We start from the raw sequence: 19783 nt of genomic DNA, 5'->3' as shown, positions 1-19783 counted from the left end.
TCGATTTTCACGTGCACCAAGTTACCTGTCTTAAATGTCGCCTAGTAGACATTTACTCTTAAATCGCTATGCTAAATTTAGGATTCAATAGCAAATTAAAAGTAAATCGCCATGAGCCAAGAAACACCGCAGCAATTTAACACTTTTGCAGAATTTTATCCGTATTACCTATCTGAGCACCAAAATATGACTTGCCGACGTTTGCATTTTGTTGGTTCAACTTTGATTTTATTATTAATCGCTTATGTAGCCATGACAGAGCAATGGGTATTGTTGTGGTTGTTGCCGGTTTTAGGTTATGGCTTTGCCTGGGTAGGCCATTTCTTTTTTGAACACAACAAGCCGGCCACCTTCAAATACCCACTTTATAGCTTGCTAGGTGATTGGGTGATGTATAAAGATATGTTACTGGGCAATATCAAACGTTAGTGTTTTTCAGTTAGACAAATTTACATAAATCTAACGATTTCCCTACGATTTTCCCTTCACTACTGGTTAACCAGTTTCAAACTGCGACATTTTTGTAATGTCAATATGGTTTGCTTAAAAAAAGTACAAATTTGTTTGATTTATAGCCTTTCCAAGCCAACAAAAAACCCTTAAACTTGCGCCCCTTTTTAGAGCCCGGTCGATTTTTGCACAATTAAGTGTGGAGGATATTCATTCTATATTATGCAAATTGGTCCATATACTTTAGAAAACAATTTGATGCTAGCTCCCATGGCGGGAGTGACCGACCGACCTTTCAGACAATTATGTAAACGTCTCGGGGCTGGTTTAGTAGTGTCAGAAATGCTCTCGTCCAACCCTAGGGTGTGGAATTCAGATAAATCCAAACAACGGATGGATCATGAAGGTGAAGAGGGTGTGCGTTCTGTGCAAATTGCTGGGTCTGACCCTGAATTAATGGCACAAGCTGCACAGTTTAATGTAGGTAACGGCGCACAGATTGTTGATATCAATATGGGTTGCCCGGCTAAAAAAGTGAATAAAAAGTTAGCAGGCTCAGCATTGCTGCAAGACCCGGCACTGGTTGAAAAAATCATCCAAGCGGTAGTCAAAGCAGTCGATGTACCTGTTACCTTAAAAATACGCACAGGTTGGAATGTTGAAAATCGCAATGGTGTATCAATCGCCAAAATTGCACAAGACAACGGCATTCAGTCATTAGCGGTGCATGGTCGCACCAAAGCCTGTATGTACAAAGGCAATGCAGAATACGACACCATTAAGGCAATTAAACAAGCCGTGTCTATCCCTGTTGTTGCCAACGGTGATATAACCAGCGCGCAAAAAGCAAAGCACGTTTTGGAATATACCGAAGCAGATGCGCTAATGATCGGTCGCGGAGCTCAAGGTCACCCTTGGATATTCCGTGAGATCTTGCACTATCTGCAAACGGGTCAAATATTAGCTGCGCCTAGCATTGATGAAGTGAGTAGCGTTTTGCTTGAACACGTCGCCAATGTACACCAATTTTATGGTGATTTTATGGGATGCAGAATTGCCCGCAAACATGTGGGTTGGTATTTGGCCGAACACGACCAGCAAAGGCTGTTCCGTGCAAAGTTCAACATCATTGAAGATGCAAGGCAGCAACTTGATGCGTTAACTATGTACTTTGATAAATTGGCAGGCGAACCAGTACCTTCATCGGTGTCTGAAAACGTTTCACCTGCTGCTTAATATGACTAACTAAAGAGCTCGATTGTATATGTTCGAACAAAATGTAACTTCTCCATTTACCACTACGGTAACCACTCCTTCGCAAACACAGGCTCAAAAACCTCTTCGTGATTCTGTTAAACAAGCTGTAAACAAGTATTTAAAACAGCTTGATAATACCAACATCGAAAACTTATATGAGCTAGTCATGGCCGAAGTAGAAGCGCCAATGTTAGAAGAAATAATGACTTTCACACGTGGTAACCAAACAAAGGCTTCAACTATGTTAGGTATCAACCGCGGCACTTTGCGTAAAAAACTTAAACAATACGGCATGAACTAAGGTTTTATTGCCTAATTTTAAGAGCACCTTTAGGTGCTCTTTTTGTTTGTGACAAGCATGACCAAATAGTCAACAAACACCTCGATTAATCCGCCGAAACCTTTGTCTTTATAGTGGAACAAACATGCAACAAGACTCTCCAGCAACTCCTATTCGTCGCGCCCTGTTAAGCGTATCTGATAAAACCGGCTTACTAGAGTTTGCCCAATTCTTAGCCAGCCAAGGTGTCGAGCTATTATCAACGGGTGGCACCGCAAAATTACTTAGTGACAATGGCCTAACCGTCATAGAAGCATCTGATTACACAGGTCACCCAGAAATTATGGATGGCAGAGTGAAAACTTTGCACCCTAAAATTCATGGTGGCATTCTGGCACGTCGCGGACAAGACGAACAAGTCATGGCAGACAACAATATTCAGCCAATCGATCTTGTAGTAGTAAACTTGTATCCTTTCGCGGCAACGGTTGCCAACGACGATTGCAGCTTAGAAGACGCAATTGAAAATATCGATATTGGTGGACCGACTATGGTGCGCGCCGCAGCTAAAAATAACAAAGATGTGACTATAGTAGTGAACGCTAAAGACTACGCTAGAGTGACTAAAGAAATGCAAGCAAATAGCAATGCGGTAACCCAAGCAACACGTTTTGATTTAGCGATAGCTGCCTTTGAGCATACTGCTGAATACGATGGCATGATAGCTAACTACTTTGGCACCATGATAGAAGATAAAACATGTGAAACAGGCTGCTGCGAACTTGAGCAAAGTCAGTTTCCACGTACCTACAATATGCAATTCACTAAAAAACAAGATTTGCGTTACGGTGAAAACAGTCATCAAAGTGCCGCTTTTTATGTTGAAAATAACATTCAAGAAGCATCGGTTGCCACAGCCACTCAGTTGCAAGGTAAAGAGTTGTCTTTTAACAATATCGCCGATACTGACGCTGCCCTTGAATGTGTTAAAGAATTTGACGTACCGGCTTGTGTCATTGTTAAACACGCTAATCCATGTGGTGTAGCCCTAGGTGACGACATCTTAAGTGCCTACAACCGCGCTTATCAAACCGACCCAACATCAGCCTTTGGTGGCATTATCGCCTTTAACCGCGAACTTGATGCCGCTACAGCGCAAGCCATTGTTGATCGTCAATTTGTTGAAGTGATTATCGCTCCGACAATTAGTGATGAAGCCGTTAAAGTGGTGTCTGCCAAGAAAAACGTACGTTTGTTAGCTTGTGGCGATTGGCAAGGTCAGTTAACTGAAGGCCATGATTTCAAACGTGTTAATGGCGGTTTGTTAGTACAAGACCGTGATTTTGGCATGGTTGAAGAAGACGAACTTCAAGTGGTGACTAAAGTTAAACCTAGCGAACAACAATTAAAAGATTTGATGTTTACTTGGAAAGTCGCCAAATACGTTAAATCAAACGCTATTGTTTACTGCAATGACAGCATGACTATAGGCGTAGGTGCAGGTCAAATGAGCCGTGTTTACTCCGCTAAAATCGCGGGTATAAAAGCGGCTGATGAAGGCTTGCAAGTTGAAGGTTCGGTCATGGCATCTGATGCCTTCTTCCCATTCCGTGATGGTATCGACGCGGCTGCAGCTGCAGGTATCAGTGCTATTATTCAACCTGGTGGTTCGATGCGGGATCAAGAAGTAATTGATGCTGCAGATGAACATGGTATTGCCATGGTATTCACTGGTATGCGTCACTTTAAGCACTAAACGTTCGAACCAATAAACTGAGCCAATACATTTTGGCTCGGTTTTTTGTTACCTCTAGAGTATTTTGTCGATACAATCTATTTAATTCTAATCTGAATAAAAGAGAGAATATTATGTTTAAACATGTACTGAAAGTTGCAGTTTCTTTATCACTACTAAGCTCAGCGCCGGTATTTGCAGATGCCATTATTGATGCCGTCAGCAGCGAAAACCGCTCTGTTGAACAAAAACTTCGCGATGAATACCGTAATCCACAACAAACTCTGCGCTTCTTTGATGTTCAAGCAGATATGGCGGTAGCAGAAATTTCGCCAGGTGGCGGCTGGTACAGCAATATTCTCGCTCCTTTACTGAAAGATAAGGGGCAGTACTATGCAGCACATTTTTATCTTTATGAAGGTGCACCAGGTTACTACAAACGTCTCTTAGACGGATTCAAACAAAAAGTAGCGACTCAAGCAGATTACGCGAATACTAAAATTACCGCTTTTCATCATCTTAAGGCACAAGATTTTGCCCCAGCAGGCTCGTTAGATCGCGTTTTAACTTTTCGCAATGTACATAATTGGTATATGGACGCAGGGCAAGAGGGCATTGAACAAGCCTTTAAGAGCTTTGCTAAGGCCCTTAAAAAAGGCGGTATAGTGGGTGTAGTAGATCACAAACTTCCCGAATCCGCTTCAGATGATATGCAGAAAAAATCAGGTTATATGAAACAATCCGTAGTGGTAGCCGCAGCGCAAAAAGCAGGCTTAACCTTAGTTGCTGAAAGTGATATTAATCTTAATCCATTAGATTCATCTATCCATGACAGAGGTGTTTGGACACTTCCGCCAACCTTAGCTCTTGGTGAAAAAGACCAAGCCAAATATTTGGCCATTGGTGAAAGTACTCGAATGACGCTTAAATTTGTTAAGCCTTAATTTTTAAGACTCAAAGAAGAACAACACTCCCTATGAAAGTATTGATTATTGGCGGCGGTGGTCGCGAACATGCGTTAGCTTGGAAAACCGCCCAGTCGGAAAAAGTGTCTCACGTTTTTTTAGCACCAGGTAACGCTGGTACCGCGGCTGAAGACAAACTCAGCAACGTAGAAATAGGCGCCGAAGATGTGCCTGCTTTATTGGCGTTTGCGAAGCAAAATCAAATTGATTTAAGTATTGTGGGACCTGAAGTACCTCTAGTATTAGGCGTGGTAGATGCGTTTCAAGCCGAAGGTTTAAAAATATTTGGGCCATCTCAAGCAGCGGCGCAATTAGAGGGGTCAAAAGCCTTTACCAAAGACTTTTTGGAACGCCACAAAATCCCTACCGCTGACTATCAAAATTTTACCGAAATTGAACCCGCCATTGCCTATGTTCAAGAAAAGGGTGCGCCAATTGTAGTCAAAGCTGACGGTCTTGCTGCTGGTAAAGGTGTGATAGTCGCCATGACACTAGCCGAAGCAGAAGAGGCTATTCGTGATATGTTGGCCGGTAACGCTTTTGGAGAAGCCGGTAGCCGAGTCGTTATCGAAGAGTTTCTCGATGGTGAAGAGGCTAGCTTTATCGTTATGGTAGATGGCAAAAACGTTTTACCTTTTGCCACCAGCCAAGATCACAAACGTGTAGGTAATGGTGATACAGGTCCTAATACTGGAGGAATGGGAGCCTACTCACCAGCCCCCGTAGTCACACCTGATATCCACTTGCGTGTGATGGAAGAAGTGATTTACCCCACAGTAGAAGGTATGGCTGCTGAATGTAATACTTACGTGGGCTTTTTGTATGCGGGTTTAATGATTATGGCCGACGGTACGCCTAAAGTCATTGAGTATAACTGCCGTTTTGGCGATCCCGAAACCCAACCTATCATGATGCGTTTACAATCTGATTTAGTTGAATTAGTCGAAGCCGCTCTAGATGGAAAGCTCGACCAAATTCGAGCAGCCTTTGACGCCAGAGCCGCTGTTGGAGTAGTGCTTGCTGCAGGTGGTTACCCTGGAAGTTACAATAAAGGTGACGTCATTGAAGGGTTAGAGCTTGGCGATGCTAACAGTAAAATCTTTCATGCAGGCACCAAAAGTGTTGATGGTAACATCACCACCAATGGTGGCAGAGTACTGTGTGCAACTGCATTAGGCAATACCGTGACCGAAGCACAACAAAATGCTTATCAATTAGCCAAAACGATTAGCTGCAAAGACATGTTTTATCGTGATGATATAGCTTACCGTGCCATTGCTCGTGAGCAAAATAGTTAACGAGTTATTGCTATTTAATGAATAAAAAAAGCGCCTCGGCGCTTTTTTTGTTTACACAACAAAACCTATGCTTTGCTTCTAATACTCTTAAGTACTCACGGACTATTGACTTATAAATTCCGTTTTAAATCTGGTTTTGGAACTGATTGTAAAGGTTAAACCTAAAACCCTTACTCTTAGTGCTTAGGTTCGGGTTAACATACCCGTTTGTATCAATTTTTTTGTTCACCTTATTTATACGGAGAGTGTTATGACTCAAGCTGCCTACGAACAAGCTATTATTCTTATTGATAACGCCAATAGTAAGGATCCTAATATTGAGCAAGCTGAAGGTAAAGCGTGGCCCAAAGAGCAGTTATACAGTCAACGCATGTCCGACATGTTAGCGCGTTACAAACCTGATGCTGACTTTGTAGTCAAACTGGCTATTCATGGCCAGCATATTCAGCGCTGGCAATCTCCCCGTAGTGCTTACCCTATGGGTAAGCAGGGCTATCATAAGTGGCGTAGCGATCTTTATACCTTTCATGCTGATAAAATAGCCAAGATCATGGAGCAAGTGGGTTTTAGTGAGCAAGATATAAAACGGGCTAAAAATGCCGTAGCCAAAGTGGGGATTAAATCCAACCCTGATACTCAGCTGTTGGAAGACGTGGTCGGCTTGGTTTTTCTTGAAAATTACATGCTTGATTTTGCTACAAAACATCCTGAATACACTGAGCAAAAATGGCTAGATATCATCCGTAAAACCTGGAATAAAATGTCTGTTGATGCCCATAAATTTGTATTAGCGAACAAAATAACCCTACCAGAATCATTAACCCCAATCATTCTAAAGGCCGTGGGCTAGTTTCTTCAGGAAATAGTAAGATTAGGTTGCAGAATAGGTTTTCATTTAATGGTGGTCTTTCTAATTGCAGCCGTTAGATTTCAGGTGCGGTAAGCCAATGCATTTATAAATCGTTCTATTTTCAAAACAGAGAAACACAAGGTTCGCTTAACCTGATCGCTACCCGTGTCTTTTTTTGTTGTTAATATGCGGCTTGTTTGTTTTGTTTCATCATGCCAAATTATTTGGCTTGAAACAGTCACATGTAAAGCATGTCCACTGTGCCAATCACAAAACAGTAAACTCGCAATAGGGTTTGCTAACAGGTTACCTAGGGTATTAAAAAAGCCATTACCTAGATAGTCATCTACCATCAACTCCCCTGGTGAGTGAATAGACACAAAGCCAGCTGAGCCACCGCGGTGAGATATGTCTGCACCGCGATTATTAAATTGCTGGCCATCATCAAAGTGGCTAGCAATAAAAAATGCGTCAGCGCTAGATATTATGTCTTTATCACTTTGGTTGAGTTGCTGGCTAGTTGTTGTAGAAAATTCACCATAATCGCGGTTATGCCTAAATGTTTTAGGCTGGATGTATTTAGGGCAGTTGCCAAAGCTTTGTAATATTTTAAGTGTAATATTTTTTTGATTGATATCGGTGATGATGGCGTTAACACGGTTACGTCTTTTTGTATCAAACTCGATACCGAGCAATCCCACTCTATCACCAATTTTAATGTCATCAGTGACGAAGTCGCCTAGGGAATATTGGGTATTGATCACTAATTCGGTTTCAGTGGGCGATTGAATGAAATTGGGCGCACCAAATAACAAACTGGCACGGGTATGTGACTCATGGTCGCTATAACCGATAAAAATCATCGACAATGACTCAAAAAAGTCACGGTGTTGTTGCGGCATAAATTCACGAATAAACTTAGGCCCAATGGCTGCCATTTTTTCCTGAGTGCCAGCCATTTTTTGAATGCTTAATTCACCCTTATGCCACGCTGGTGCCGGATCATTGTTCATGGGTAAACCTTATGCAGTGATTAATTCAAGCCTAATTCCACCAGGAATAAAACACATCATATGATGAATTGGCAGATCGCCTAATGGTTCAGGCGCAAACTCAATTTCTACATCATCCAGCAAAACAAGTTGTTGATACAAACATTGCAGCTCTTGGATATTAGCCACCTTAAGAGCAAAGTGATGCAAGCCAATATTCTGTTTACGGTCAAAAGCCACCATGCTAGTCACATCGTTTACCTGCCACAGTGTCAACATAACCGTACCATCGGACACAAAAATTGCTGGGTAGTCTGGTTTTTCACCGACTTGTTTAAAATGTAAATGCTCAATAAAAAAAGCCGCTGTTTGTTTTATATCTGGCACGTTCAGGCCTAAATGATGAATGCCTAGAGTGTTAATTGCTGTTGTTTCAGCAATAGATTGCGTGGTTGTGCTGCACATAATAGGTAACCTTAATGTATATTTTTTGCGGGTAAACAGTTCTGTTCACCCACTATAGGTGAACAGAACTGTTTACGTCAAGGTAAAAGTGTTTATAATTTGGCTACTATTAGGAAGAAAAAATAAAACGACATGCAGCCAAGAAAACAACATTTAATCGATACAGCTTTAATATTATTTAATCAACATGGCTATCACGCCACCGGTATTGATTTGATTTTGGCGCAATCTAAGGTGTCAAAAGCCACCTTATATAAACATTTTCGTAGTAAAGATGAATTGATTTTAGCCGTACTACAACAGCGGCATACCCAGATATTAGTGATGATTAAGGCTAAGGTTGAAGAAGCGAAACAAGCGGGTTCATCAGCAGTATTGGCGATATTCGATGCTTTACATCAATGGTTTAATAGCGACGACTTTTATGGATGTAACTTCATTAATGCCAGTGCTGAATACGCTGATGCAAGCGCTCCCATTCATGCATTTGCAGCCCAGCACAAACAGGCTGTTATCGATTTAATTAAGACTCAATTATCTGCAGAAGATAAGACTAAAGCCGAACAAATCGGCTTATTAGTTGAAGGGGCGATAGTGATGGCACACACCAGAGGAGCAAAACGCTCGGCGCTTATGGCAAAAGAAATGGCTCAGCATTTAATTGCAATAAAGTGAGCGTACATATAGACAATAAACTCAAAGTACCAGAAAAGGTCGTTTATTTTTTAATGCTTAGGTGACTCTCACAGATTGAGTTTTACTTAAAAAGCACTACATATGATCTTATAGATTTTTTCGCTACTGTATTTCAACGGCTAGGCGTTTAGTATCTATATTGGAAACAGCAATTGACTCAATTGATGTTATCGCACGTTAAATTCACCACATGGCCACTACATATGATAACTGTTCAAAACACATTCCACTTGTTAAGCGAATCGAAATCAGAAGCAATTGATTTGATGAAGAACATGGTTCTGCTGTGTAGAAAAGAACAAGGCTGCATCAGCTATGAATATTTCGAAGGCATCACCGACTCTAATCAAATCATTTTGTTACAGGAATGGGAAAACGCCGAGAGCCTGCAAGGCCACTACCAGACCGAACACATGAATGATTTCATGAGCCAATTGATTCACCATTTAGAAAAGCCAATCATTACTCGCAGTTATTTTACCCAGAAAGAAGACGTTTCAGGCGCCACCAAAAAGAGTAGCGAAAAGCCCAACCCTCAACAAACCATTCACTAAGCCACTACTTTTTTAAAAAGTAGTGAGTGCTCTGTGGAGCAATTAAAGGTCAGAATCACTATAACTGAGTTACAAAAAAATCAGTTAGTGACGGCTAGAGCCTGACTAAAAGTGGCCAAATGCTATGGCCGTAATGTGCCAAAAGCGAATCAAGGTGAAGCTGCTTCCGAACGACCTCAATTAGCTGTGAGTTCAACCGGTGAAGATTTACAAGCTATTACACGTCATTCCCGCGCAGGCGGGAACCCCTAAATTGCCCCAGTAAGCTCAATCGATTCTCACCCAACCAAGTCAAAATATAAATCTTTCCAGCTAGGATTTAACGTATTGATGAGTCGATTTTTCCATTCTCTGTTCCATTTTTTGAGCCTTTTCTCTCGAAGTATTGCGCTATCCATATCTTCAAGTTGTTCAAAATAGACTAGTTTATTCAAGTTGTATTTGAAGCTAAAACCCTTCACTTGTTTGTTTTTATGTTGATAAATGCGCTGCACTAAATGACTAGTTACCCCGATGTATAGCGTACTGTTGTTATCATTTGTGAGAATGTATATGCAGGGCTGTTTCATAGTTGCACTCTTTTTCGCTGATTTAATAAATATATGCAGAAAATTCCATGTTGAAAAGGACGATTCTTTTAGATTAGCTAGTTGGTTTTGGAGGTTCCCGCCTTCGCGGGAATGACGGGGTATGTAAGGCAGGATGTCACTGTCAGCTTACTCGGTAAACTTGCCGTTGAAGGCGTCATTACTAACAGGCGGTTTTTCGCTCATAGGCGACCGTCAAAAACGCTCTCGCTTTTGTCAGGTTGCTTACTGGCTAATACAATTTACGCATTTTGTACCCGTGAGATTTGATTATCGACATCCACTAAATGCCCAGTTTTGAGCCACACTTTTGCTCCCTTGTTACCGGCTTTTGCGTTGATTTCACTGTTTATAGGAACCCGAAGCCAGCTGTGCTTTACTAACGTGTCGGTTTGCTCGTCTAAGCTACCTTCTAATACAAGCAGCTCTGCGCCGCCTTGCACATTGAGTGATATGTCTGCTTCGGGGTCAAAGTACAATAAACTGACCTCTTCGAACCCATCTTTATAAAGTGGCGTGACAGCCACTTTGTTAAAATCCGGATGGGCAATACTTGCCATAACAGCTGTTTGTAAACGTATTTGAGTTCTGTCTTGCATTTGAAACTGCCATAGTTTTACAAAGATCACGCAACCGGTTTTAGAGCTTGGTTGATGTTTAGATTGTGGTGGGTTTCTTATATAGGAGCCAGTCGGAAAATCGCCATGTTCATCTTGAAATACACCCTCGAGCACAATAAATTCTTCACCACCTGTATGTACATGGGGTGAAAATTCACTACCAGGGGCGTAGCGCACTATGCTTGTTGCACGTGCCACTTCACCACCGACTCTATCAAGAGGTTTTCTGTCTACACCGGGCATAGGTGAGGGGATCCACTCAAGTGATTCACTATGTACCACAACTCGTTGGCTAAAATCGGCTGCAATTTTCATATCAGGCTCCTACTAAAAGTCTATCATTTGTGTTTGATTGATTTAAATCTACCCAGCGACACTTGCACGACTAGCTACCTTTTCTTGCCACGCAATTAAATGAGTTAATTCACTAGGTATTGCTATTTGTGCAAACCCAGCAAAAACTAACCCAGCAAATAAAGTAATATCCGCAACACTGAATTTGGCTCCAGCAACAAACTGTGAGTGAGCTAATACCCCATTAAAATAAACAAGGCCTTGGCGTGCTTTTTCCCCTTGTTTGATACCCCATTCTTTATTTTGATAGGTTTCAAGTACAGGCCCTAGACCATCAGTTGCATGGTGAAAATACGTCGCTACCGCGTCGAGTACTGTAGACTCAGCACGTTTTTGCATCATGCTGATGACGGCTCGATCCTTAGCCGTTGTGCCTGTTAAAGAATCACCAGAAAATTCAGTATCGATATACTCAATAATTGCCGAACATTCAGATATAAATGTGCCGTCATCTAATTCAAGCACAGGTACGGCACCGGATGGGTTTTTAGCTAAAAAAGCATCTGAACGGTGTTCACCATTCATTAAATCTACCGCAATAAACTCAACATTCGAAGTGGCATTTTTTTCAGCTAATGCAATACGAACTCTAAGTGGGTTTGGAAAGTTTTCTACATCATAAATTTTCATGGGTTTATCTCTATTTAATAAGTTGTAAATGAATGACCAGTTAGTTATAGACTTATTTACCTACCTACTGATAGGTAGTTTATATTCTTTAATTTATACTAAGTCAACTTTTAAAATAAACAGTGGCGCTCAAACTAGGCAAAATGATCTGACAAGAGCATCTCAAAACAATGAAAATAGGCTCTTGCTTGTAAATAATAATCTGCCAGTTGATAATGCCGTCACGCAGCACGGAAATATGATAATGACCAAAAAAGAAGCGCTTTTGAAAGCAGCTGAAGATAAAGTACGCCAAGGTGGCTATAGTAATTTTAGCTTTAGAGAGCTTGCCGACCAAGTAGGCATTAAAAGTGCGAGTGTCCACTATCATTTTCCCACAAAAGCCGATTTAGGTGCCGAACTTGCACATCAATATACTAATTCGTTTTTAGCCGCATTGGGCGATCCTGCTAGTATTAAAGCAAGCAACATTAACCCTATCGATGTATACACTGGGCTTTTTAGAAGTGCACTCATCACCGATGACAAAATGTGTTTATGCGGATTGTTAGGTGCTCAAAGTGAAAGCCTACCAGACAAAGTACGCCTTGAAGTAAAACGTTTTTTTAATGAAAACTTAGCTTGGTTAACGGCTGCACATACTGCCAACGGCGAAGATAATCCGGCACAAGCAGCTATTACCACTATTAGTTTGCTTGAAGGCGCGATGATGATCAGTAAAGCCCTTAACGATCACAGTTACTTTGAAATTGTGACTCAGTAAGTTTGTTGTCAGGTAAATAACACTAGCGATAAACTGCACTAGCGCTTAATTCTCAGCTGATATTTCTAAGCTATCGTTTTGTGCCATTCATTTTTATGCAACTCGCTCTAAAAATAAAAATTTTTGAACAGAAATAAACAAGTCAAAGGTCTTCTCTTTGCTAAATCTATATTGAGATACTTATGAACTTACTAATACGGTTGTTTAAAACCCAACCTATAAAATCAAACTCCCCTTTAATTTCTAATCAAGTACTGCCTTATTTTTCCTTACACACAGCCTTAGCAATGCTTATTAGCCTAATATTTATTACCTTAGTTACACTGCCACCTAAGGTGAATGCTGCCAATGCGGCTTGGCCTTCAAAAACCGCTTACCGTTATGCGAGCATACAAGGAAAACAGCTTTTTTACCGAGAAGCCGGTGAACACCATAAACAAACTATAGTGTTGTTACATGGTTACCCGTCGTCGTCACATACTTATCGCGAACTTATTCCGCTGTTGTCTGGGCGTTATCATGTTATTGCACCTGATTATTTGGGCTCAGGTTATAGTGAACGCCCCGACCCAGCAGAGCAAAAATACAGCTTCGATTTATTGGCAGAATACGTTAATGGGTTACTTGAGCATCTTAAAGTAGAGCGATATAGCCTATATATTCAAGACTTTGGTGCACCGGTTGGTTTTAGAATGTTACTTAACAATCCTGATAAACTAGATAAGCTTATTGTACAAAATGGTAATGCCTATTTAGCTGGCTTGACGCTATCTCGACAGGCATTTTTTAAACAGGCGAATCAAGATAAATCACAAGCCCAACTGGATAAACTTTATTCTTTTACCGGTGAGCAAGCTATTATCAACAAACAGTATTTACGTGATGTACCTAACAACACAGCCATTATGAACCCAGATAGTTGGACTCACGATTTACATTTTTTACAAACAAAAAAAGACAGATTAATTCAAGTTCAATTACTGCAAGATTATTACAATAACCTGCTAGATTATCCAAAGTGGCAAGCCTACTTACGAAAGTACCAACCACCCACATTAATTGTGTGGGGTAAAAAAGATCCAGCCTTTATTGCAGCGGGTGCACAAGCCTACTTAAAAGATGTGCCACAGGCAGGATTACATTTATTAGATTCAGGACATTTTACAGTTGAAGAAAAACCTGTAGAAGTCGCAAAGTTTATTATTGATTTTATGGAAGGCAGCAGCTCCAATATCAATAAATAAACGACTAAATCGAATATTAAGCTTACAAAAGGTGCCGGTAGGCTTAATTAAACAATTTTTAAGGGCTTTCAGATTGACAGTTCCAGCAAAGCTTAAATGATTCTGTATTCTCTTCGCCACATTGTGTGCAAACCCAGTTTTTAGTCTCATCCTCCTCGTAAGAATTTAACAACTCTACAGCTTTATTATAGTCAGTATCATTGACCCACAATTCGAGCCAAATCTGGTGTCCCGGAATGGCACTACCTGATGTATGCTCATTTTTTATTTCTACAGCTATGCCAGCGTTCTCTAATACATTTTTGGAGTTCATTGCTAATAGGCGGTTTTCATTGGTGTATATTTGTTTCATAAGTTACCCCTGATGACCTTACTTGTTACCTAGCTAATTACTTTCTAATTCCCATCCAATGTTTTTGAACAGAAGTAAACCGTGAACGTTTCCTTTGCAACGTTGCACTCAACTATACTTTGCATCGATTTTTTTCAAGGATCGTAAAAACAATCCCAATCCACCCACGGCTAACACTAAAATCACTATCAATTCAAAAGTTGTCATGGTGCGCAGATTAAACCTAACGGATGAGATTACCCCAAAGATTAAGGCAGTGATTGACCCTAAAGTTAACAACCAACCGAGGATGTTTTTGGCGTTAAAAAACACTAAGCCTATGCCAAAAATAAAAGGGATCATGATCATGCCGCCGGTGACACCGAAGTTATTACCGAAACCAAATAGCCTTGAACTAAGGCCAAAGTTAGACGAAACAGTGATGGCATTAAGTAACATATAAAAACCACCACACATCATAATCACGCCTATAAAAAACTGACCAATACCACCAGAACTGCCGCCTGCACCATTCATGTCTATTACCTTTCTATGTTGTCTTCGCTACTGTGGCTAATTAAACGCTGATTTTCAAATTACTTTTTCTTTTTAAAATCGTCTTCTGTGGCACCTGACCATACTTTACTTAGCAGGTGCATAGCGGTAGCCACTCGGTTGATGGGCTTAATTAAATCAGTGGTATCCGACTGCTGCATATCGAGCTTTATGGCTTCCAGCGAGTTAGAAATGTGACCAAGTTGCTGTACCGCTTGAGTGGTAGGGTCACCTTCAATGTCTGCGCTTTTTTTACTGCTAAAAGCACTACAAATATGCTGCCAACGAGCCGTACTTTCTTGGTCCATCACACCACGCAACATAGCCAGTTTAAGTAAGTTTTCTTCGGCGCCCGATGTCAGGGTTTGTGCCTCACCTGTGTAGTGATCACCAATCAATTGCATCAGTTCGTCGTGATTCATTACAGCCGAGACTTTTTCAGCCATTTTGTTCATATTCCGATAACTACCCTGTAATTTAAAGGGCGGTTCTTCTCGGTAATCTTCGGCGGTGGCGGCTGAGCGAATATATTCAAGATTCACCTTCAGGATCACATCTTGAATAGTGGTTAAGTGTTTTAATACACTAGTGATCTCGTTCACTTCAGCGCCGCTGTATTGATGACTCAAATCACTACTGCTGTTATTGCCACTTTGTGCCATTGCCACCAATTTATAGACATCTTGCATATCTCGCAGGGCTAAAGGAGCTAACACTGGATTAGAAGTGAGAGCATTTTCAATATAACTCAGCGCAAACTGCTCTTCTTTGCCGCCTAACACATCACCTAGGTTATAAATGTCGGCCCTGTTGGCTAACATATCAGGTACTTTAAACACATCTCCCGATTCGGTATAAGGATTGCCCGCCATGACTACGCAGAATTTTTTACCACGCATGTCATAGGTTTTAGCTTGGCCTTTCCATACACCTTCGATTCGTCTGGTGCCGTCACATAAGGAGATAAACTTTTGTAAAAACTCAGGATGGGTATGTTGAATATCATCCAAATACAACATCACATTACTGCCCATTTCTAAACCTAAGTTGAGCTTTTCAAGTTCTTGGCGAGCGGTAGCATTGGGCGCATTTCCAGGGTCGATTGAGGTGACATCATGACCAAGTGACGGGCAATTTATCTTCATAAACACCAAACCGAGGCGGTCGGCTACATATTCCATTAAGGTGGTTTTGCCGTAACCTGGTGGTGAAATAAGTAATAACAGACCCATTAAATCGGTACGTTTATTATCGCCTACAGTACCCATTTGTTTGGCTAGGTTATCGCCAATAATAGGTAGATACACTTCATTAATTAAACGGTTACGCACAAATGAACTGAGGGGTTTGGCTTTGTAAGCGTCGAGTTGTAATTCTTGCTTACTTAGTAGCATTTGTTGCTGGCGCAATTCATGATATCGATGAAAATTTGCTACGTGTTGAAGATGGTACTGGTTAAGACGTTCGCTATATTCATCTAGGGCAATATGTAGTTGGCTATCTTTAATATTTGGATGGTCACTCAACAAGCCATCAATAGTGACATTTAGATCGACCTTACTAGGGCGAGTATTGAGTTTATCTTGGCAAATAATAAGCGCCGCAGCTTCTGGTAAATAATGGGCGAGTTGCGTCTTATCATTCTCTAACACAGTAGCTGCCAACCAGGCGTTAGTTAGCGACCATTGCTCTTCTAACCCCGATATATTATTGCTATTAACAGGTGCGTGTTCAATCAATTGATTGAACTGTGCCATTGCCCCTTGGAACTCGTGACTGTGGCCTAGGGAGTCTAACTGCTTAGCAAAATTCTCTGATAAATCTTTAGCCGGTTGACTAGTTATAAAGGCCAATTTGCTGTGTGCTAATTCTGCACTTAAATATTCAGTACTTTGCTGAATTTCGTTGGGACTAAAGGCTAAGCCAAATTGCGCACAGAATCCTTGTATTCTTTGTAGCAAACTTTGCTGAAGTTGCTCAAACCCCTTAAGGCTATTAAAAGAATTAGCTAAAAGCTGAGCACTAAAGGCATGGCTTTGCCATATTTTTTCTTGGTTTTTGTCTCGGGTTGAAAACGCCCAAAACATCATAGCTAAACCACGGGCCTTAGGGGCAAAACGCAATAAGTCTGCCTGTTGATGCACCGGCAAAATAGCTTGTAATACCTTGACGGTATCTGAGTCGTGTACGCCCTTTTCGTAGCCCTCTTGGTAGCGAGCCGACATATACTGGCGCACCAGTGTCAGTAAGCCTTTAGGATCATCCGCTAACTTGTATAGGGCACTAATTGACTGGCCATTTTGTTGCTGCTCAGCATCACGAATGATTAAGGAGGTTAAGTATTCAATACGGCTTACTTGCTGGTTTTCAGATACCAGGGCCTGCTGCCAATAAGGCTTAAGATCGTTTAACTCTTGATTGTCTAGTTGTTCAAAATAATCTGTACCGACTAAATGACGATACAGGCCATCTTCACGAGGTAACAAAGTTAGGTCTAGGTTTTGTGAATTCACACTAAACTTATGTTTGCCTAACTTGATGATTGCGCCGCCGTCTTCAAATATATCCTGTTTATCGCGTAAGCTGCGGATACCTTGTTCTTTCGCGGCTTTTAGCTGCGCTTCTAAATCATCGGCTTTAACTGGGTCATTCAATTCACGTAATTGCGCCACTAAATCTGCAATTTTCATCACCATAGGATCAGAAGCAAAATAAGTGTTTAACTGGTCTGCATCACCAAACGAATTAGCTCGTCTGCGCACGCCTTTTAGAATACGCTCAGCGGCACCAAATAAGTTTTGCGATCTACGTTGTTGGTCTTCCAATAAGCTTTGTTTGCGGCTTTCGAATACACTGTGTAATTCTTCACGCTTATCCATAATTTCAGATAAGAACTGATCGTACTCACTAAATTTAGATTCTAATTCTTCTAACTGAATCATTAACCGTGATAGCTGCTCGTCGGCTTTTTCTGGCGTGTCTACCATCGCAATGGCGCTATTAATACTTTGCGAAAACAACCTAAATTGTGCCGCGAACTCGGCAGATGACTCACCTGAGCCTAATTCTTTACGGCGTTTTTTACCTTGTGCTTTCACTTGGTTTAACTTGGCATAGATTTCAGAAATATCATCAAGAATTTTAGTTCTGACTGTGGCGTCGTCTACTTTTAAGCCATTTAATATCTCGGTTAATAAGTCTAGGCCCACAGAAAAACCATCTAGTTCATCGATTAGTGGCTTAATATCAACCACTAGTGTGACTTCAGCCACACTGTTTTCTAAGGTGATTATTTTATCGTGATAAGGCTGTAGGGCCTTATCTGCCGCTAAAAATTCAACGGTCGCACTACTGACAATTTCAAACTGTTCAGATACTTGGGTATCTAATTCAGCAATACGATCTTTGTTGATATAACGTTGATCTTTAAGGGTAATCAAATGACCACGTTGTTGCCGTAAAGCTGTTAAACAATCCACGTATTGTTCGGGAGATTGCCAATCACTAATCTTAACGGTAGCTAACACCTCAGTCTGCCTTTGCTCGGCTTGAGCAAGGGATTTGTCGGCCTGTAGGCGGATTTGCTCTACTTTAATGAACTCGTCTATGACCAGCTCAGCGGTAGCGGTAATGTTTTTAACGACTTCACCTAAGCCATCCACTTCAGGCTCGGTTAACCAATAATAATTGTCGAACATAGTACGGCAGGTTTTGATTAAGTCTTCGTATAAATTGCGACTAGGGTTGGGGTTTGCCACCGAGCGGTTGATGGCAATCAGGTCTGAAATACCGCGTACTAATTCTTTATTGCCAATACGGCTAAAAAAGCTATCGGTTGTGGGCTGTTTAGCGGCATGTTCTTGACTGAAATAAGGGGTTTCCCACACTTGCATGGGATGAACCCGAGTGGCTTCATCTTCGGCCACAAACACTACCATAGTACCGTTTTCAAACACACTATAGCCGTGAGCATAAATTGGGTTTTGCAGGGCTTTACGGATAAGGTTATAGGAATACAACCCCACTAAACCAGACTCTGGCTCGTAAAACACATACAACACATCTTCGCCATTGGGGGAGCGGATAGTACGCTTAAAACGCAGACCTTCTATCTCGTCAGGGAAAGACTTAGTCTCACCATTTTGTAAGTAATAGCCACCAGGGAAAATAATGCCGTGGTCTTCAGGTAACGATACACACGCCAAACCAATGGCATCGATTCGGTCCACTTGGTTGGTACGAGTGTTAAATACTAAAAAGCGATATTGTTTTTCGCGGTAAGGCTGAATTTTTAGCAATATCAAGCTGCCTATTTGCGCGTATTGAATATCGGCATCAGCTAAGCTTTGGGTTTGGTCATCTACCGGTTCGTTATAAATGCCCAAACCATCTTGGGTGTTATTCTCAACTTTGATGGTAAGTTGCCCGCTTATGGTTTCTACAAACACCGTATCGAGAATATTAACATGGGGATGCTGCCCGGTTTCGTGCTGCTCTCGGCCAGCTTTTAACCATTCAAAGTCATGTGAAGCAGGGGTTGTAATGGCTCTCTCGCCACGGTTATCAATATAACTCGCCGACCCATCCTGATTAACCCGCCATTGAAATACTCTGGTGTCTTCAATTTTTCTTCCAATTTGGAAGACAGCAAAAAGAGTTTGGTTTTGTATCTTGAGCTGAATTAACCTAGCTTCTTTGTAATAAACATATAACTCATTGAATTCTTTAATAAAGTTAACGTCTGCGAGAAAGCTATCAGATAACTCTTGGGCTTCTAGCTCAAACCCTGCTTGGTTCTGTTTCAGCTTAAACAAACCAAACACATCTTGTACTTTGGTTTCTTTTTTAAGGCCAATAAAAACGTTATAACCAAATAGGATGTTATCACCAACAGGCACTATGTCGCGGGCAACACAATTGTTTTCGGTCCTAACGCGTACTCGACTGAGTACATCAAGTTTGGCTTGTCCAAACTCATCAATACGAGCTTGGTTAAGGGCGTCAACTTTTTGCTTCAGGGTTGAGGCTTGTTCGGTTAAACGGGCACGAATCACTTCGTAAGCACCGCCTTCAGCAACTGCTTGGTCGACCTGTTGTTGACCACTCAGCGGTTGCTCTACTGTAGATTGATCAGATGTAGTTGATTTTGCCATAAAA

The 19783-nt window shown here is 41.3% G+C and carries 19 protein-coding genes; 11 read left to right on the top strand and 8 right to left on the bottom strand.

All coding sequences use genetic code 11. The features are described from left to right. The first annotated feature begins 111 nt into the window (after positions 1 to 111). The 7 genes from ABJK37_RS20875 (at position 112) to ABJK37_RS20845 (ending at position 6835) form a co-directional block, all read left to right on the top strand. Positions 112 to 429, top strand: coding sequence for a DUF962 domain-containing protein (locus ABJK37_RS20875; protein WP_348357877.1), 318 nt, complete (start codon positions 112 to 114; stop codon positions 427 to 429). A 243-nt stretch (positions 430 to 672) separates the two neighbouring features. Beyond that, a complete protein-coding gene (dusB, locus tag ABJK37_RS20870; RefSeq protein ID WP_348357875.1) occupies positions 673 to 1686 on the top strand; it encodes a tRNA dihydrouridine synthase DusB in 1014 nt (337 codons plus the stop codon). 28 nt (positions 1687 to 1714) lie between these two features. Further along, the gene (gene fis / locus ABJK37_RS20865; RefSeq protein ID WP_007619851.1) at positions 1715 to 2008 is read left to right on the top strand and encodes a DNA-binding transcriptional regulator Fis; all 294 of its coding nucleotides are present in this window, start codon (positions 1715 to 1717) and stop codon (positions 2006 to 2008) included. A 124-nt stretch (positions 2009 to 2132) separates the two neighbouring features. Beyond that, positions 2133 to 3743 carry a bifunctional phosphoribosylaminoimidazolecarboxamide formyltransferase/IMP cyclohydrolase gene (purH, locus tag ABJK37_RS20860; RefSeq protein WP_348357872.1) on the top strand — a complete coding sequence of 537 codons (1611 nt, stop codon included), beginning with the start codon at positions 2133 to 2135 and terminating at the stop codon, positions 3741 to 3743. Between the two features lie 113 nt (positions 3744 to 3856). Further along, entirely contained in the window at positions 3857 to 4666 is an 810-nt protein-coding gene (locus ABJK37_RS20855) for a methyltransferase (RefSeq protein WP_348357871.1), read from the top strand. Between the two features lie 32 nt (positions 4667 to 4698). Beyond that, positions 4699 to 5985, top strand: coding sequence for a phosphoribosylamine--glycine ligase (gene purD, locus ABJK37_RS20850; RefSeq protein ID WP_348357869.1), 1287 nt, complete (start codon positions 4699 to 4701; stop codon positions 5983 to 5985). A gap of 250 nt (positions 5986 to 6235) precedes the next feature. Then, a complete protein-coding gene (locus ABJK37_RS20845; protein ID WP_348357867.1) occupies positions 6236 to 6835 on the top strand; it encodes a DUF4202 domain-containing protein in 600 nt (199 codons plus the stop codon). An 80-nt stretch (positions 6836 to 6915) separates the two neighbouring features. Here the strand turns inward: ABJK37_RS20845 and ABJK37_RS20840 are convergent, their stop codons facing one another. Together ABJK37_RS20840 and ABJK37_RS20835 are read right to left on the bottom strand one after the other, a co-directional pair. Then, positions 6916 to 7848 carry a pyridoxamine 5'-phosphate oxidase family protein gene (locus ABJK37_RS20840; protein WP_348357865.1) on the bottom strand — a complete coding sequence of 311 codons (933 nt, stop codon included), beginning with the start codon at positions 7846 to 7848 and terminating at the stop codon, positions 6916 to 6918. Positions 7849 to 7857: 9 nt separating this feature from the next. Beyond that, positions 7858 to 8292, bottom strand: coding sequence for a VOC family protein (locus ABJK37_RS20835; RefSeq protein ID WP_348357863.1), 435 nt, complete (start codon positions 8290 to 8292; stop codon positions 7858 to 7860). A 132-nt stretch (positions 8293 to 8424) separates the two neighbouring features. Between ABJK37_RS20835 and ABJK37_RS20830 the strand changes: the two genes are divergently transcribed. Both ABJK37_RS20830 and ABJK37_RS20825 read left to right on the top strand, forming a co-directional pair. Next, positions 8425 to 8967, top strand: coding sequence for a helix-turn-helix domain-containing protein (locus ABJK37_RS20830; RefSeq protein ID WP_348357861.1), 543 nt, complete (start codon positions 8425 to 8427; stop codon positions 8965 to 8967). 224 nt (positions 8968 to 9191) lie between these two features. Then, positions 9192 to 9542 (top strand): putative quinol monooxygenase, encoded by a 351-nt coding sequence (locus ABJK37_RS20825; RefSeq protein WP_348357859.1) that lies wholly within the window; start codon positions 9192 to 9194, stop codon positions 9540 to 9542. A 278-nt stretch (positions 9543 to 9820) separates the two neighbouring features. Here ABJK37_RS20825 and ABJK37_RS20820 read toward each other — a convergent pair whose 3' ends face one another. The 3 genes from ABJK37_RS20820 to ABJK37_RS20810 all read right to left on the bottom strand — a co-directional run bounded on the left by ABJK37_RS20820 (position 9821) and on the right by ABJK37_RS20810 (position 11733). After that, complete coding sequence (locus ABJK37_RS20820) at positions 9821 to 10111, bottom strand: GIY-YIG nuclease family protein (protein ID WP_348357857.1); 291 nt, start codon at positions 10109 to 10111, stop codon at positions 9821 to 9823. A gap of 260 nt (positions 10112 to 10371) precedes the next feature. After that, positions 10372 to 11064, bottom strand: coding sequence for a cupin domain-containing protein (locus ABJK37_RS20815; protein ID WP_348357855.1), 693 nt, complete (start codon positions 11062 to 11064; stop codon positions 10372 to 10374). 48 nt (positions 11065 to 11112) lie between these two features. Further along, on the bottom strand, positions 11113 to 11733 hold the full coding sequence (locus ABJK37_RS20810) for a glutathione S-transferase (RefSeq protein ID WP_348357853.1): 621 nt from the start codon (positions 11731 to 11733) through the stop codon (positions 11113 to 11115). A gap of 244 nt (positions 11734 to 11977) precedes the next feature. On the opposite strand from ABJK37_RS20810, the gene ABJK37_RS20805 reads away from it, so the two are divergent. Then, positions 11978 to 12496, top strand: coding sequence for a TetR/AcrR family transcriptional regulator (locus ABJK37_RS20805; RefSeq protein ID WP_348357851.1), 519 nt, complete (start codon positions 11978 to 11980; stop codon positions 12494 to 12496). A gap of 182 nt (positions 12497 to 12678) precedes the next feature. Continuing rightward, a complete protein-coding gene (locus ABJK37_RS20800) occupies positions 12679 to 13740 on the top strand; it encodes an alpha/beta hydrolase (RefSeq protein ID WP_348357850.1) in 1062 nt (353 codons plus the stop codon). Positions 13741 to 13798: 58 nt separating this feature from the next. Here the strand turns inward: ABJK37_RS20800 and ABJK37_RS20795 are convergent, their stop codons facing one another. The 3 genes from ABJK37_RS20795 to ABJK37_RS20785 form a co-directional block, all read right to left on the bottom strand. Beyond that, positions 13799 to 14092: a DUF2007 domain-containing protein gene (locus tag ABJK37_RS20795; RefSeq protein ID WP_348357848.1), complete on the bottom strand. Its 294-nt coding sequence runs from the start codon at positions 14090 to 14092 to the stop codon at positions 13799 to 13801. 108 nt (positions 14093 to 14200) lie between these two features. Continuing rightward, positions 14201 to 14608, bottom strand: coding sequence for a hypothetical protein (locus ABJK37_RS20790; protein ID WP_348357846.1), 408 nt, complete (start codon positions 14606 to 14608; stop codon positions 14201 to 14203). A 59-nt stretch (positions 14609 to 14667) separates the two neighbouring features. Next, positions 14668 to 19779: a DNA repair ATPase gene (locus ABJK37_RS20785; protein ID WP_348357844.1), complete on the bottom strand. Its 5112-nt coding sequence runs from the start codon at positions 19777 to 19779 to the stop codon at positions 14668 to 14670. Between the last annotated feature and the right edge of the window lie 4 nt (positions 19780 to 19783).

The sequence above is a fragment of the Paraglaciecola sp. genome (genome assembly GCF_039964565.1).
Lineage (GTDB): Bacteria > Pseudomonadota > Gammaproteobacteria > Enterobacterales > Alteromonadaceae > Paraglaciecola.
The sequence above is the reverse complement of the archived record's forward strand: the minus strand, read 5'-3'. Positions and strand labels throughout refer to the sequence as shown.

Bases quoted from the DNA above. Each gene is read 5' to 3' on its own strand.
- ABJK37_RS20875 (WP_348357877.1), top strand. From the start codon at position 112: ATGAGCCAAGAAACACCGCAGCAATTTAACACTTTTGCAGAATTTTAT.
- dusB (WP_348357875.1), top strand. From the start codon at position 673: ATGCAAATTGGTCCATATACTTTAGAAAACAATTTGATGCTAGCTCCC.
- fis (WP_007619851.1), top strand. From the start codon at position 1,715: ATGTTCGAACAAAATGTAACTTCTCCATTTACCACTACGGTAACCACT.
- purH (WP_348357872.1), top strand. From the start codon at position 2,133: ATGCAACAAGACTCTCCAGCAACTCCTATTCGTCGCGCCCTGTTAAGC.
- ABJK37_RS20855 (WP_348357871.1), top strand. From the start codon at position 3,857: ATGTTTAAACATGTACTGAAAGTTGCAGTTTCTTTATCACTACTAAGC.
- purD (WP_348357869.1), top strand. From the start codon at position 4,699: ATGAAAGTATTGATTATTGGCGGCGGTGGTCGCGAACATGCGTTAGCT.
- ABJK37_RS20845 (WP_348357867.1), top strand. From the start codon at position 6,236: ATGACTCAAGCTGCCTACGAACAAGCTATTATTCTTATTGATAACGCC.
- ABJK37_RS20840 (WP_348357865.1), bottom strand. From the start codon at position 7,848: ATGAACAATGATCCGGCACCAGCGTGGCATAAGGGTGAATTAAGCATT.
- ABJK37_RS20835 (WP_348357863.1), bottom strand. From the start codon at position 8,292: ATGTGCAGCACAACCACGCAATCTATTGCTGAAACAACAGCAATTAAC.
- ABJK37_RS20830 (WP_348357861.1), top strand. From the start codon at position 8,425: ATGCAGCCAAGAAAACAACATTTAATCGATACAGCTTTAATATTATTT.
- ABJK37_RS20825 (WP_348357859.1), top strand. From the start codon at position 9,192: ATGATAACTGTTCAAAACACATTCCACTTGTTAAGCGAATCGAAATCA.
- ABJK37_RS20820 (WP_348357857.1), bottom strand. From the start codon at position 10,111: ATGAAACAGCCCTGCATATACATTCTCACAAATGATAACAACAGTACG.
- ABJK37_RS20815 (WP_348357855.1), bottom strand. From the start codon at position 11,064: ATGAAAATTGCAGCCGATTTTAGCCAACGAGTTGTGGTACATAGTGAA.
- ABJK37_RS20810 (WP_348357853.1), bottom strand. From the start codon at position 11,733: ATGAAAATTTATGATGTAGAAAACTTTCCAAACCCACTTAGAGTTCGT.
- ABJK37_RS20805 (WP_348357851.1), top strand. From the start codon at position 11,978: ATGACCAAAAAAGAAGCGCTTTTGAAAGCAGCTGAAGATAAAGTACGC.
- ABJK37_RS20800 (WP_348357850.1), top strand. From the start codon at position 12,679: ATGAACTTACTAATACGGTTGTTTAAAACCCAACCTATAAAATCAAAC.
- ABJK37_RS20795 (WP_348357848.1), bottom strand. From the start codon at position 14,092: ATGAAACAAATATACACCAATGAAAACCGCCTATTAGCAATGAACTCC.
- ABJK37_RS20790 (WP_348357846.1), bottom strand. From the start codon at position 14,608: ATGAATGGTGCAGGCGGCAGTTCTGGTGGTATTGGTCAGTTTTTTATA.
- ABJK37_RS20785 (WP_348357844.1), bottom strand. From the start codon at position 19,779: ATGGCAAAATCAACTACATCTGATCAATCTACAGTAGAGCAACCGCTG.